We start from the raw sequence: 13,990 nt of genomic DNA, 5'->3' as shown, positions 1-13,990 counted from the left end.
TAACTCCTGCTCAGTAACTGCTGGTGTCGGCCGGCGGCGCCGGCGGCTTTGAGCCGCGCGGCCGACTCTCCTCCGCGCCCTCGGAGTCGGTAAGGCCCCAACGCCGCATCAACAGCAGCACGAGCCCCGCCGCAAAGATGCAAACAATGGTGGCGTAGACGACGCCCTCCTCGCTTTCCGAAAAGGGCAAATTCTTGAGATTCATCCCGAAAAAGCCGGTGACGAAGGTCGCCGGCAGCAAGAGCGTCGTGACCACGGTCAGCACATAGAGCCGGTCGTTGGTCTCGAGATTGAGAATGGCGTTCAGCTCGTCCTGCAGCAGGCGGGCGCGATCCTGCAGGGTTTGCATATCGCGGGCGAGCGACTCGGTATGCTGCACGAGCCGCGACGCCGTCTCGCGCAGCGCATTGTCGGCGGCGCTATTGGGATCGTCCTCGATGTCTTCGAGGCGCGCCAGCGTCGAGACAAGGCCGCCGATCTGCCGCGAGAGCCGCACGGCGTCGCGGCGCCCGGCGCCGAGCAGCGGCCGCGCGTCGCGCCCGCGCGCGTCGATGATCAGATCCTCGGCGCGGTCGAAGGCGAGGCCGATGTCATTCGCCATCCGGCTCAGCTCATCGACGATATGGGTCGTCATCATCTCGAAAAGCGCGAAGGGCGACTCGACGATCGTCCCGCGGCCAACGGCGCTGCGGATGGCGTCGACGCAGCTCATCGGCCGCCGCCGGGCGGTCACCAGGAAGCTTTCGTCGATCGCAAAGCGCAGGAAATCCGTGCGCGACGCCGGGCCGGCGAGGGTGCGCTCGTGATCGAGCAGGGCGCCGCTCAGCAGGTTTTCCGAATATTCGAGATATTGGTGATCGATCGGATCGCGGAGCGCCTCGCGCGCGCTGTCCGAGAGCGCCTCGATCCGGCCGATGAGCGGCCGTGCGCGCACGTCGGTCAAATCGAGATGCAGCCAGATGAAGCCCTCGCGCGCCTTGCCGAGCGCGTCGAGATCGGCCGCCGAGCCCGGCTCGGCCCGGCCCTGCGCATCGAAGCGGATGATCCAGAGACAGCCGGGAATGCCGGCGTGAAGGGGTTCTTTCAGGCGGTCGGCGGTCATGAGCTCGGGCTATCGGGAAATCGTCTTGAGCCGCGCCGAGCCTCCGCAGTGATGTCCGGCGCAACCGGGCGCAATGGTTTCGGGGGTTCGGGAACGCCCCGGCGCCGGGAAGAGAAAGCGCGCTCAGCTCCGGCTTCAGACGTCTCAATTAAACGCCTCCTTTGCGCTTGGGAAGGGCGCCGCGCACATTTTCGTCGGCCCCGCTCGTTACCGCCAAGCTTTGTGACACTATTGCGACGCAGTATGTTCAACAACGCGCTGGAATATTTACGTTTTTTTCAACTCCCGCCGACACCTTCAGGCTAAATTCCGATCGATTTCTGGTGCGGCGTCATGATGTCTATGGATTCGGCGGACGACATATCCGCCGCATATGGAGTGCTGAGCGACTTCGAGGAAGTCCGCGAGCTGTGCGTGAGCTGGGGCTGCCAGACAGATAAGCCGTCTGAATTCCCGCGCTTCGAGGAACTTGCTCTGGGGAGTCTCGGAACGCTCGCCGACGATCTCGGCCTCATGGGGGAGGGGTGCGGCGGCGGCCTCGAAATCTATTATGCGGGCAGGTCGATCGAAAGCTGGCTCGGTCAGGAGCTGCGCTGCACGGCCCTGGAGGCGATCGATCAATATTGCGCCGCGTGCTTACGTGACGCTACGGCCCTCGCGACGCAGCGTCGCGCGCCAGCCATGCAGGTGCTGCATTGGCTGCGGGACGGTCTCGCGACGAGCCGCGAGGTCGTCATCTTCCCCTTGTCGACCAGAAAAGGCGCGACGGTTTTCCTCGTCTTCTCGCGCGAACGAGCGGAGGCGCACAATGTCGTCGACGCCATTTACCGCGCGACCGACGACGGTCTCGTCACGCTCGCGGCCGTCTTCGACGACGCCGCCGACGCGATCTCGGATTTCCGCATTCTGAGCCTCAATAACGGCGCCGCACGACTGTTTGGCGATTCGGAGACGGCGCTTCGCTGGCGGCGCCTGTCCGAGGCGGCCCCCACTTTTGCGCGCGACGGCACGCTCGCCCGTCTGATCGAATTGTCGAAGAACAGGCGCGGCGACGAATTCGAGATCGCCGGGCCGCTCCCGGAGTCTCCCCGGCATTTGCGCCTCAGCGCCGCCCCGATGGGCGCGGATCTCATCGCCATCACCTTGACCGACGTCACCCGGCTCAAAGCCCGAGAGGAATATTTCCGGCTGCTGTTCGAGGAAAACCCCATGCCCATGTGGGTGCACGACCCACAAAGCAGGCGCATTCTCGCAGCCAATGACGCGGCGGTCCGGCATTTCGGCCATTCACGCGACCGCCTCCTGGACGCCACTCTCGAAGCTCTTTTCGAGGAGAAAGAACACCCGCACCTTCCGGGCATCCAAGGAATCCCGGGCGACGCAAGCGCAGATCGAATCTGGCAGGGGCGCTCCGCCGACGGGCGGCGTCGGGATTTGGAAATTCACGCTCGGGAGCTCGACTTCGACGGCCGCCGCGCCGTCCTCGTCTCGGTGGTCGACGTGACCGAGCAGCTCGCGGCTTCGGCGCGCATCGCCCATATGGCGCTTCACGATTCGCTCACCGGTCTTGCGAACCGCAACCAGTTTCGCATGCGCCTCGCGGCCAGCCTGGAGGCCCTGCAACCTGACGAGGCCCTCGCCGCACATTACATCGATCTCGATGATTTCAAGGACATCAACGACACGCTGGGGCATCCCGCGGGCGACCAATTGCTGGTCGCCGTGGCGGAGCGGCTCTCCGACATCCTGCGGCCGGGGGACATGGTCGCCCGTCTCGGAGGTGACGAGTTCGCTTTTGTCCAAGCCGGTCTCACCTCGCCGGACGAGGCCGGCGAGTTTGCCGAAAAAATCGTCGGCGCGCTCGGCCATCCGCTCAAAATCAACGGCCAAAACGTGCTGGTGAACGCGAGCGTCGGCGTGGCCATCGCCCCGGCGCACGCCAGCGACCCCGACACGCTGCTGCAATACGCCGATATTGCGCTTTATCAGGTCAAGCAGGCCGGCGGCGGCGCCTATCGGCTGTTCGACGCGGGGATGGCGGCGGCGCTGATACGTCGCCGCGTCTTGGAGGCGGATCTCAGGGACGCGCTGATGCACAACGCCTTCGACGTGCATTATCAGCCGATCGCCGAGATCGAGAGCCGCCGGATCGTCGCGATGGAGGCTTTGCTGCGCTGGACCCATCCGACGCGCGGGTCCATTTCTCCCGCGGAGTTCATTCCCATCGCCGAGGCCAGCGGACTCATCATCCCGATCGGCGAGATGGCGCTGAGCCGCGCTTGCCTCGAAGCCATGCACTGGCCGCCGACGACGCGCCTGAGCGTCAATCTTTCGCCGGCGCAATTCAAGTCCGAGACCCTCGTCCAGTCGGTCGTCCGGGCGCTGGAAGCCAGCGGTCTGCCGGCGAGCCGCCTGGAGCTCGAGATCACCGAGTCCGTCCTGCTGGTGGAGAGCCGCGACAATCTCGCGATCTTGCACCAGTTGCGCGCTTTGGGCGTGCATATCTCGCTCGACGATTTCGGAACGGGTAATTCCTCGCTCTTCTATCTGCGCGCATTCCCCTTCGACAAAATCAAGATCGATCGCTCCTTCGTGCAGGAGCTGCCGACCAACCTTCAATGCGTCGCCATCGTTCGCGCGGTGACGGGAATCGGCCAGTGTCTGAATGTGGCGACAGTGGCGGAAGGGGTGGAGACGGAAGAGCAGCTCGCGCATCTGCGCAAGGAAGGCTGCACGCAGATGCAGGGCTATCTCTTCGCCAAGCCGCTGCCGGCGGAAGCGGCGCGAAAGCTGTTCGGCGCGTGGCAGGAGGAGGAGGAAGTAGCGTGAGGAGCGCCGGAATTCGTTTTCGCCGCAAAGTTCGGGCAAAGCCCGCCGTCAGCTTGTTGGCAAACCTCCGAGGCGGCCTCGTCCTTCGAGACGCGAGCTTCGCTCGCTCCTCAGGATGAGGCCTAAGTGTTTGGCGTAATTTGCAGAAGCCCCTCATGCTGAGGAGCCTGCGCAGCAGGCGTCTCGAAGCACGAGGGGCGTCAGCGCCACTTTGTCAGCAGTCTCATACGAGATCCGCTTGATTGGGTCGGCGTCATTCCCGACGCTCGCGCCGTTTGAACACACAGGGACTCACCGCCGTCATTGCGAGGAGGCGGAGCCGACGAAGCAATCCAGGGCCGCATCGCCGCCTTGGATTGCTTCGCTTCGCTCGCAATGACGGACTCGGCAAAGCCCGCCGTTGCACGCCCTTAGAATTTCACTTTGACGCCGCCTTGGACGCTGATCGGGGCGCCCGCGTAAATCGAACCGGTGGCGTTCTGCGCCAGATAAGAACCGGGGGCCTGGAAGCCGTACAACAGCGTATTGGTGAGGTTCGTCGCCCCCGCGACCCAGTTCTGGTTCAGCACATTATTGACCTGCACAAAGGCGGTGAACTCCTTGAGGAAACTGTCCGACAGTTCCCGCTTATAGTGGGCGTTGAGGTTCAACAGCCCATAGCTCGGGATGGTGAGCTGGTTTCCATTGTCGATATAGTAGGAGTATTGGTAGATATACTCGATGAATGCTCCGAGCCCTTTGAAGTCCCCATTGGGCTGATCGTAGGTCAGCCGCGTCGTCAACTGATGGGCGGGCACGTTGGGAACCTTATAGCCGGCTCTGTTCAGATAGTAGGTGTTGGCGCTGTAGGGCGCGCCGCCGCCGCTATTTCTCTGCTCGATGTAATTCGTGAAGACCTGATTGTTGTAGGTGTAGTTCACGAGCCACTTCAATCCCTCGCGCAGCTCGTAATCCGCCGCGAATTCGGCGCCGCGATGGACGGAGCCGGGGGCGTTGAACTGGTAGGTCAATTTGCCTGCGCCGGGCCGCTGCGCCAGAATCTCGTCGGTCCACCACTCGTAGAAGCCAGTCAAAGAGACGGTGAGCTTGTCGTTCGGGGTCCAGACAATCCCGCCGTCGACGCCCGTATTGGTTTGCGGCTTCAAGCCGGTGTTCGGTCCGATATTGCCCTGCTGGTCGACAAAAAACGCCAAATAATTCGGCGTGCCGAAGCCGCGCGACGTGCGCGCCCGCACCTGCCACTCGCTGCTCGGCCGCCAGGTGAGCGAAGCCTCATGCGCCCAGTTCACCCAAAGATCGCTGAACTTCACGGTGCTGAAGCTCGTCGGAAGAAACGGGTTGCCGACGTTGGCGTAGCCGAGGTTGTCGGACTGCGAATTGTTTCGGCTCGCCTCGACGTCCATGCCGATGACGGCAGTGAGAGTCGGCGCCAGCGCATATTCCGAACGGAAGCGAGAGCCGAAATTGGAGACGAGCGCGTCCAGCTTGTTGACCGGCTGCGGCATCACATTGCCCGGGCCGAACATGGCCAGAGGCTTGGTGTTGGTCGTGAACCGGCTGCTGTTGTAATAGACTTCCACATTGTTGCGCAGATCGCGCCCGAGGAATTGGCCGAGAGTCGTCACATCCGTCCGGATGTCCACCCCAGGGACGTTGGCGTAGGTAACCGGCGTGTCGATCGGCTGCCAGAACTCCTTGTCGTAATAGATTCCGGTCGTGCGGATGACGGTGCTGGCGTCGACTTCATGCTCCCAACGCAAGCCGAGCGCGTCGAAACGATCGTTGCGCAACCAGCCGCTTTGCGTTGCGGTGATGGGAAGCGACGCGCCATTCACGCCATTGATGAACAGGCTCGTGCCGCCGCAAGATTGGTTCGCGACGCCCAGCGCCGGGGCAATGGCGTTGCACCCCCTTTGGAACGGGTTCGCATAATACTGGTTGAGCGACAAGCGCGCCGGCAGCTCGCCATAGAGCTGATTATGGATGAATTTGAAGGTCACTTTATCCTGCGGCGTCACCTCATAGGTCGCGCGCAGATTCACGGTTTGCGTGTTGCTGTTGTTGTTGAGCGTAAACCCTTCGAGCCGCATGTCGCTCGCGAAGACGGCGAAATCGAGCTTGCCGATTTTCTTGCCGATGGTCACATAATTATTGACGTAGCCGAAGCTGCCCCCTTCGCTCCCCGCTTCGACGCCATTGATCTCCGCGCCGCTGCGCGTGCGGAAATTGATCGCGCCGCCAACCGCGAAATTGCCGAACAAAGCCGAAGACGGCCCGCGATACACGTCGAAGCCGGCATAGGCATGAGGATCGACCCAGTCGGCGCGCGAGAAGCCATCCGGCATCGCCATTCTGAAGCCGTCGTCCGAAAGAATGATCCTCTGGATCGCGCCGCCGACCCGGGCCCCCGAGCCGCGGATCGAAATGGTCATGTCCCTTGGACCATTGCCCTGTTTGAAGGACACGCCGGGGCTGTAGCGAAGCATGTCGCCGACCGTGCCCAAGGGTTGTTCGGCGAAGGTTTTGGCGCTGACTTCGGTGACGGTCTGACCGGTTGGCTCGCGGTAAATGGGGAGCTTCAATTTTTCGGGGCTGAAGCCCGGCGCGGCCTGCGCGCTGACGAGCGGCGAAGAGGCGGGCGCGGCGCTCGGCCCGTTCGGCGCCAGTCGATTTGGGACGGCCCCCGCAGGCCTTCCGCCTGTGTGTTTTTGACGTTGCCCGCTGATGTCGATCGTCGGCAGATTTTGTTGCGCGTAGGCGTGAGAGTTCGCGACAATGGCGATAGCGAGCAGCGACGCGCCCGCGCTTAGAGACTTCCGGCACATGGGAAGAAGCTTTCGTATCTCGAAACAGGAAAGAACGCTCCAGAAGCGCTGCGCCATGCGATCACGCGATCGCTTGGGCCACAGATGATTGAGAACGCTTCGGGGCGCGGCTTGCTGTCGTATCGAGCGGCGTCTCTTCGGACGCGCGATCGATCGACGCAGGAAAAGAACTAAATCGTCGGCGGCGCCGTGGCGGACCAAGCGGTCAGCGCGCCCTGTATCGGCGCAGGCGGAATATCTCTCGCTGGGAATTCGAGCGCCGTCGGCGCGTCAGGAAACTCTACAAGGAAGACAATCGCCGGGACGAGGCCAAGGCGCAGGAAATCCTTATCGCTGTCGAAGCGGCAAAAAACGCAGCAGTCGAGACCATCCGCATGATGATCCGTTTGATCGCCGGCATGCTCTCGCCGCTCGCAAATGCCATTCTGGGGCGCGACAGAACGCTCGACGCCCACACGCGGCGCGCCAGCAGCCCAGAGCAGATTGCCGAAAACGCGCGGCGCGACGCTGAAAATAAGGCAAACGATCAGCAGCGCATGCACCAGGCGCGCTGCTAGAGCCGATCGTTTTACTTTCCGCCGCATGGCTTTAGGCAGTACTACCCACAGCCAAGCTGGCGCAAGGTAGGCCAACAAAGGCCGTCTCATCTAATCTTGCAATGTTGCACATTCGCAACAGATTGCTTCGTTCTTTTCGACGAGGCGCTCCTCCATCGCGTTTCAAACGCTTGTGATCCCCACCCCCGCCCCGCTATGCTGCGCCGCCGAAGGCGCTGCAATCGGAAAGGCTTGCGGAACATGAATGAGAGCATGAGCGATCGTCCCGTCGTCACAGACAAGGAGGCGCTGCTCTTCCACTCGCGCGGGCGGCCCGGGAAGCTCGCCGTCGTGTCGACCAAGCCCATGGCGACGCAGCGGGATCTGTCGCTGGCCTATTCGCCGGGCGTCGCCGCGCCGGTGCACGCCATCGCCAAAGACCCGACGCTGGCCTTCGATTATACGACGCGCGGCAATATGGTCGCGGTCATCACCAATGGCACGGCGATCCTCGGCCTCGGCGATCTGGGGCCCCTCGCGGCGAAGCCGGTGATGGAAGGCAAGGCGGCGCTGTTCAAGCGCTTCGCCGATATCGATTCGATCGATCTCGAAATCGACACTAAGGAGATCGACGAATTCGTCGCCGCCGTGCGCTATCTCGGGCCCTCTTTCGGGGGCATCAACCTCGAGGACATCAAGGCGCCCGAGTGTTTCGTGATCGAAGAGCGCCTTCGCGCGCTCATGGATATTCCCGTCTTTCATGACGACCAGCACGGCACGGCGATTATTTCCTCGGCCGGCCTCATCAATGCGCTGCTGCTGACGGGCCGCGACATCAAGACCGCGAAGCTCGTCTGCAATGGCGCGGGCGCGGCGGGCATCGCCTGTCTCGATCTCGCCAAGGCGCTCGGCTTCGATCACCGCAACGTCACGCTCTGCGACACCAAGGGCGTGGTCTATCGCGGTCGCGAGGCGGGCATGAACCAATGGAAGAGCGCGCACGCCGTCGAGACGAGCGCGCGCACGCTCGCCGAGGCGCTCGAGGGCGCCGACGTCTTCTTCGGCTTGTCCGTGAAGGGCGCGCTGACGCCCGACATGCTGAAATCCATGGCTCCGGACCCGATTATTTTCGCCATGGCCAATCCCGATCCGGAAATCACGCCGGAAGAAGCGCGCGCGGCGCGGCCGGACGCCATCATCGCCACGGGCCGCTCGGACTACCCGAACCAAGTCAATAATGTCCTGGGCTTTCCCTACATCTTCCGCGGCGCGCTCGACGTGCGCGCCAAGACCATCAACATGGAGATGAAGATCGCGGCCGCGCAAGCGCTCGCCGATCTCGCGCGCGAGGACGTGCCGGACGAAGTCGCCAACGCCTATCGCGGCGCGCGCCCGCGCTTTGGCCGCGACTATCTCATCCCCGCGCCTTTCGATCCGCGCCTCATCTCGGTGATTCCCCCGGCGGTGGCGCGGGCGGCAATGGAGTCGGGCGTCGCCCGCCGTCCGATCATCGACATGAAAACCTATCGCGCCGAACTCTCGGCGCGGCGCGATCCGGTCGCGGGCCTCATGCAGACCATCTATGAGCGCGTGCGGCGCGAGCCCAAGCGCGTCGTCTTCGCCGAGGGCGAGGAGCAACAGGTGATCCGCGCGGCGGTCGCTTATGTGAATCAGGAATTGGGCGAGGCGGTGCTCGTCGGGCGCGAGGATCGGGTGAGGGCCAACGCCGCCAACGCCGGCGTGGAGCTCGTCCCCGGCATCGAGATCCATAATGCGAAGCTGTCGCAGCGCAACGGCGTCTATGCGCAGTTCCTGTTCGAGCGGCTGCAGCGCAAGGGCTTCCTGTTCCGCGACTGCCAGCGCCTCATCAATCAGGACCGCAACCATTTCGCCGCCGCCATGGTGGCGCGCGGCGACGCCGACGCCATGGTGACGGGCGTCACCCGCAATTTCTCCAATGCGCTGGAAGAAGTGCGCCGCGTCGTCGATCAGAAGCCCGGACATCGCGTCATCGGCGTGTCGCTCATTCTGGCCAAGGGCCGCGTGGTGGTCGTCGCCGATACGGCGATCACCGAATTGCCGGAAGCCACGGAGCTTGCCGAAATCGCGATCGAGGCGGCGGGCGTCGCGCGGCGCATCGGCCTCGTGCCGCGCGTCGCCATGCTGGCTTTCTCGACCTTCGGCTATCCGCCGGGCGAACGCACGGCGCGCGTGCACGAAGCGGTGCGCGTGCTCGACCAACGCCGCGTCGATTTCGAATATGAGGGCGAGATGGGCGCCGACATTGCGCTCAACAAAGATTTGATGAGCGCCTATCCCTTCTCCCGGCTGAAGGACACGGCGAATGTCCTCATCATGCCGGCCTTCCACTCGGCGGCGATCTCCACCAAGATGCTGCAGGAGCTGGGCGACGCCACCGTCCTCGGCCCGCTGATCGTCGGCCTCGACAAGCCCATCCAGATCGTTCAGCTCGGCTCGACGGATACGGAGATCGTCAACATGGCGGCGCTCGCCGCTTTCGGCCTGGGCGGCTAGCGCGCGGCCCCGCAGTGGCGCTGTCAATTTGAAAGCCCGACCGGGGAATCCAGAGCCACAAGAGCGCTGGTTTTGCCCAGAGCCCGTCATTGCGAGCAAAGCGAAGCAATCCAGGGCAGCGATGCGGCCCTGGATTGCTTCGTCGGCTCCGCCTCCTCGCAATGACGGCGGTGAGTCCCTGTGTGCCCGACGACGGGAGCGTCGGGAATGACAACGAACCATCCGCCACAACGAAAAAGCCCCAAGCTGCATGCAGCCTGGGGCTCCGATTTCACGACAATCTTAGGCGAGTGACCGTTACTGCGCCGCGAGCTTGATCTCGGGATAGGTGCAGCGCTCGGCGCTCTTCTCGTCGACATGGAGATGCGACGGCGGCTCGGCGAAGGCGATCCCGAGCGTCTGCCAGACATCGACCATGGCTTCGACCAGATGAGCGATATGGTCGTGCGTATGGCGCGGCGTCGGCGTGATGCGCAGGCGCTCGGAGCCCTTGGCGACGGTCGGATAGTTGATCGGCTGGATGTAAATATTGTGCCGCGTGAGCAGCAGATCGCTCGCCGCCTTGCACAGCTCCGCCTCGCGCACCATCACCGGCACGATATGCGAGCCGTTTTCCAGCACCGGGAGACCGGCGGCGGCCAGCGCATGTTTGGTGATATGCGCCGCGCGCTGATGCGCGGCGCGCAGATCGGAGCGGCGCTTCAACAGCCGGACGGCGGCGCAGGCGGCGGCGGCGACGGGCGGCGGCAAAGCGGTCGAGAAGATGAACGCCGGCGCATAAGAGCGAATAGCGTCGATGACCGCGGCGTCGCCGGCGACATAGCCGCCCATGGCGCCGAAGCCCTTGGCCAGCGTGCCCTCGATGACGTCGATGCGGCCCATGACGCCTTCGCGCTCGCAGATGCCGGCGCCGCGCGGGCCATACATGCCGACCGCGTGAACTTCATCTACATAGGTCATGGCGCCGTAGCGCTCGGCGAGGGCGGCGATCTCGGCGACAGGCGCGACATTGCCGTTCATGGAGTAGAGGCTCTCGAAGATGACGAGCTTCGGCCGGTCGCCGGCTTCGATCAGCAGCTCTTCGAGATGGGCGAGGTCGTTGTGGCGGAAGATTTTCCGCTCCGCCCGCGAGCGCTTCACGCCCTCGATCATGGAATTGTGATTCGAGGCGTCGGACAGGATCACGCAATTGGGCAGCAGATCGGCGATGGTCGAGATCGCCGCGAGATTGGAAATCCACCCCGAGGTGAAGACGAGCGCCGCTTCCTTGCCGTGGAGGTCGGCGAGCTCGCGCTCCAGCTCGACAATCGCGTGGCTCGTGCCGGAAATATTGCGGGTGCCGCCCGCGCCGGCGCCAACCTTGCTGGCGGTCTCCACCATGGCGTCGATGACCTCCGGGTGCTGGCCCATGCCGAGGTAGTCATTCGAACACCATACAGTGACGTTTTCGATAGAGCCGTCGTCTCGAATCCATCGGGCGAGTGGAAAGCTCTCAACGTCGCGCTCGAGATGCGCAAAGATGCGATAACGGCGTTCGTCCTTCAGACGGGAGACGGCCGCCTCGAAATATCGCCGATAGACCATGTGACCCAACCCTCGATCTTTGACGCCCATCAAACCAGACTGCCGGCCCCGTCCTGCCCAGCGCCTTGTTTGGACGTTTTCTTACATAGCCCATCCTAAGCCGGAAAGCGAGTGGCGGAACGTCGCGGCAAAGGCGCCAAGCTCGACGGTCGGCGCGCGGGGTCACAGACCCGACATGGAGAGCGCCTAAGTCTCGGGCGGGTTTAGTTAAATGGGTAACATTATGAAATTCCTTAAGATCGCTTTGGGCCTTGCCGCGCTCGCGACGGCGCCCGCCGCCGCCCAGGAAGAAGACCACGGGGGGCTCGGCGATTTCGACAAGATCGTGGTCATCTACCAGGAGAACCACAGCTTCGATAATCTCTATGGGCTCTGGGGCGAGGTCGGCGAGCGGGAGGTCAACGGCCTGCGCGCGCTCGAAGATGTCGAGCATTCCGGCCAGCCGGCGCCCTGGTGGGCGCAGATCCGGTCCTCCGCCGACGGCTCCAAGCCCTATCTCTGCCTGCCGCAGAACGACGCCAATCTCACGTCGCCCGCGCCGCTCGCCACAGGCTGCACGGATAATACAGCGGGCGCCGGTTCGCCGATCAACAGCGCCTTTTACAATCGCCCGTTCAAGATCGACGACTATATCGCGGCGACCGACACAACCTGCCCGGCTCCCGGCGTCTCCGCGTCGAACGGCGTGGCGAAAGGCCAGGGACTGGCTGGCGGCTGCACGCGGGACATCGTGCACAATTTCTATTCCGAGCAGTATCAGATCAATGGCGGCCAGCAGAATCGCTATGTGACCGGCAGCAACGCCATGGGCCTCGTCATGGGCTATTACGACACCCGCAAGCTGCCGATCTATGAATATCTGCACCAGCCGGGCGCGCCGAAATATGTCATCGAGGACAACTTCTTCCAGGCGGCCTTCGGCGGCTCCTTCCTCAATCATCAATGGCTGATCGCGGCGAAAACCCCGGTCTTCGCCAGTCCGGTGACGGACGACTCCGGCAACGACCTTCACACGGTCGTCGACGCCAACGGCATGCCGACCAAGACGCCGCTCTATTCCTCGACGGACGCCGCGACTGCGGCGACGCTGCGCGACGAGTCACTGACCGCTTACTGCGCCGGAGACGCCCGCAACGCCGCGAAGCTGCCGCCGGCGCCCGCCGGCGTCGCCTGCGGCGATTATGCGGTCAACACCACGCAGCCCAGGGCGTGGCCCTATGCGCCCGGAACCGCCGACGCCAAGCGCCTGCCGCCGCTCGCCGATAAGACGATCGGCGACCTGCTGACCGATAAAGTCATCGACTGGGCCTGGTATTCCGGCGGCTGGGACAACGCCGAGGGCAACACGAGCGGCAAGGGCTGGACGAATGGCGCCGCCGGCGCCTGCTCCGATCCCAACGCCAACCAGCAGATAATCGGCGGCGCGCTCCGCTGTCCGGATAAGAACTTCCAGTATCACCATCAGGCGTTCAACTATTTCGCCGCCTACGCGCCGGGCACGGACGCCCGCAAGGCGCATCTGCTCGACGAAGCGGCGTTCATCGACGCCGCCAAGAACGGCAAGCTCAAGCCCGTCAGCTTCGTAAAGCCGCTGGGCGCGGACAATGAACACCCCGGCTATGCGAGCGAAGCTAACGGCAGCAACCATCTCGTCACGCTGGTCGAAGCGATCGTCAAAGGTCCGGACGCCCAGAAGACGCTCATCATCGTCACCTATGACGAATTCGGCGGCGCCTGGGACCATGTGCCGCCGCCGCCCCACAACGCCGACAAATCGGCGCCGTCCGATCAGTGGGGGCCCGGCACCCGCATCCCTGCGCTGGTCATCTCCGCCCGCTTCCGCCGCTCCGGCGTCGACAGCCTGGCGCATGACACGACCTCGGTGCTGAAGCTGATCGAGGAACGCTTCGGTCTCCCGTCGCTTTCCACGCGCGACGCGGCGGTTCGCAGCCTCTCGACGGCGGTGACGATCGCCCGCTAAGGCATCGCAAGCTATCAAGGCCCCCGGTCGGCGCGCGAGCCCGGCCGGGGTTTTTCATGTGTGGCGGCGCAAGGCGCGGAGGCTCGCCATCGCCGATCATCCCCTCGCCAGGAAGGAAACGATGGGTGAGATGGCGCTGGTCCAGCAAGAAGAGTTCACGGAGAGCTGCGGGCGCTTCGCGTCCCAGCCGACGGAGACCGTCTTCGCCTATTGCTGCTTCGAAGGTTTCGAGATCGACGGGCGTAGCGTCGAGGGCGTCATTCTCGGTTGCAATTTCACGCGGATGAGCTGGGACGAGGGGCTGTTCAACACCGCGCTGATCTCACGCACGACATTCGAGGACTGCGTCTTCCGCGGTTGCTCATTCCGGGGCGTCGATTTCCTCGACTGCACCTTCACGCGCTGCCGATTCGAGCTCGACAATCTCGGCGGCGCTTGCCTCTTCAGCGACTGCCGCCTAGTCGAGTGCGCTTTCGAGGATTGCGCGTTCGTGAGAGACGAGCGGCCCCGCAAGCACGAACCGCTCTTCGAAAAAAACCGCTTCTATGATTGTCGGCAAATCAGGACGCGCGGGGAGCGCCCGCCTTTCGGCTGAGCC

8 protein-coding genes are annotated in these 13,990 nt (G+C 63.8%); 4 read left to right on the top strand and 4 right to left on the bottom strand.

Annotated elements, in window-relative coordinates; genetic code table 11:
* Positions 1-10 precede the first annotated feature (10 nt).
* The gene (locus QNA11_RS14310) at positions 11-1,102 is read right to left on the bottom strand and encodes a CorA family divalent cation transporter (RefSeq protein WP_283483550.1); all 1,092 of its coding nucleotides are present in this window, start codon (positions 1,100-1,102) and stop codon (positions 11-13) included.
* A 333-nt stretch (positions 1,103-1,435) separates the two neighbouring features.
* On the opposite strand from QNA11_RS14310, the gene QNA11_RS14305 reads away from it, so the two are divergent.
* On the top strand, positions 1,436-3,931 hold the full coding sequence (locus tag QNA11_RS14305; RefSeq protein WP_283483549.1) for a putative bifunctional diguanylate cyclase/phosphodiesterase: 2,496 nt from the start codon (positions 1,436-1,438) through the stop codon (positions 3,929-3,931).
* A 410-nt stretch (positions 3,932-4,341) separates the two neighbouring features.
* Here the strand turns inward: QNA11_RS14305 and QNA11_RS14300 are convergent, their stop codons facing one another.
* Positions 4,342-6,813 carry a TonB-dependent receptor family protein gene (locus tag QNA11_RS14300; RefSeq protein WP_283483548.1) on the bottom strand — a complete coding sequence of 824 codons (2,472 nt, stop codon included), beginning with the start codon at positions 6,811-6,813 and terminating at the stop codon, positions 4,342-4,344.
* Positions 6,814-6,926: 113 nt separating this feature from the next.
* Positions 6,927-7,298 (bottom strand): hypothetical protein, encoded by a 372-nt coding sequence (locus tag QNA11_RS14295; RefSeq protein ID WP_283483547.1) that lies wholly within the window; start codon positions 7,296-7,298, stop codon positions 6,927-6,929.
* Positions 7,299-7,565: 267 nt separating this feature from the next.
* On the opposite strand from QNA11_RS14295, the gene QNA11_RS14290 reads away from it, so the two are divergent.
* Positions 7,566-9,827 carry an NADP-dependent malic enzyme gene (locus QNA11_RS14290; protein WP_283483546.1) on the top strand — a complete coding sequence of 754 codons (2,262 nt, stop codon included), beginning with the start codon at positions 7,566-7,568 and terminating at the stop codon, positions 9,825-9,827.
* A 297-nt stretch (positions 9,828-10,124) separates the two neighbouring features.
* Here QNA11_RS14290 and hemA read toward each other — a convergent pair whose 3' ends face one another.
* Entirely contained in the window at positions 10,125-11,411 is a 1,287-nt protein-coding gene (gene hemA, locus QNA11_RS14285) for a 5-aminolevulinate synthase (protein ID WP_202070929.1), read from the bottom strand.
* 223 nt (positions 11,412-11,634) lie between these two features.
* On the opposite strand from hemA, the gene QNA11_RS14280 reads away from it, so the two are divergent.
* Both QNA11_RS14280 and QNA11_RS14275 read left to right on the top strand, forming a co-directional pair.
* On the top strand, positions 11,635-13,392 hold the full coding sequence (locus QNA11_RS14280; protein ID WP_283483545.1) for an alkaline phosphatase family protein: 1,758 nt from the start codon (positions 11,635-11,637) through the stop codon (positions 13,390-13,392).
* A gap of 121 nt (positions 13,393-13,513) precedes the next feature.
* Positions 13,514-13,987, top strand: coding sequence for a pentapeptide repeat-containing protein (locus QNA11_RS14275; RefSeq protein ID WP_283483544.1), 474 nt, complete (start codon positions 13,514-13,516; stop codon positions 13,985-13,987).
* Positions 13,988-13,990: the final 3 nt, after the last annotated feature.

It is taken from the genome of Methylocystis sp. JR02, from assembly GCF_030063565.1.
In the GTDB taxonomy this organism is placed as follows: domain Bacteria; phylum Pseudomonadota; class Alphaproteobacteria; order Rhizobiales; family Beijerinckiaceae; genus Methylocystis; species Methylocystis iwaonis.
This window is presented reverse-complemented; position numbering and strand designations above follow the sequence as displayed.

Bases quoted from the DNA above. Each gene is read 5' to 3' on its own strand.
- QNA11_RS14300 (WP_283483548.1), bottom strand. From the start codon at position 6,813: ATGGCGCAGCGCTTCTGGAGCGTTCTTTCCTGTTTCGAGATACGAAAG.
- QNA11_RS14310 (WP_283483550.1), bottom strand. From the start codon at position 1,102: ATGACCGCCGACCGCCTGAAAGAACCCCTTCACGCCGGCATTCCCGGC.
- QNA11_RS14275 (WP_283483544.1), top strand. From the start codon at position 13,514: ATGGGTGAGATGGCGCTGGTCCAGCAAGAAGAGTTCACGGAGAGCTGC.
- hemA (WP_202070929.1), bottom strand. From the start codon at position 11,411: ATGGTCTATCGGCGATATTTCGAGGCGGCCGTCTCCCGTCTGAAGGAC.
- QNA11_RS14280 (WP_283483545.1), top strand. From the start codon at position 11,635: ATGAAATTCCTTAAGATCGCTTTGGGCCTTGCCGCGCTCGCGACGGCG.
- QNA11_RS14290 (WP_283483546.1), top strand. From the start codon at position 7,566: ATGAGCGATCGTCCCGTCGTCACAGACAAGGAGGCGCTGCTCTTCCAC.
- QNA11_RS14305 (WP_283483549.1), top strand. From the start codon at position 1,436: ATGATGTCTATGGATTCGGCGGACGACATATCCGCCGCATATGGAGTG.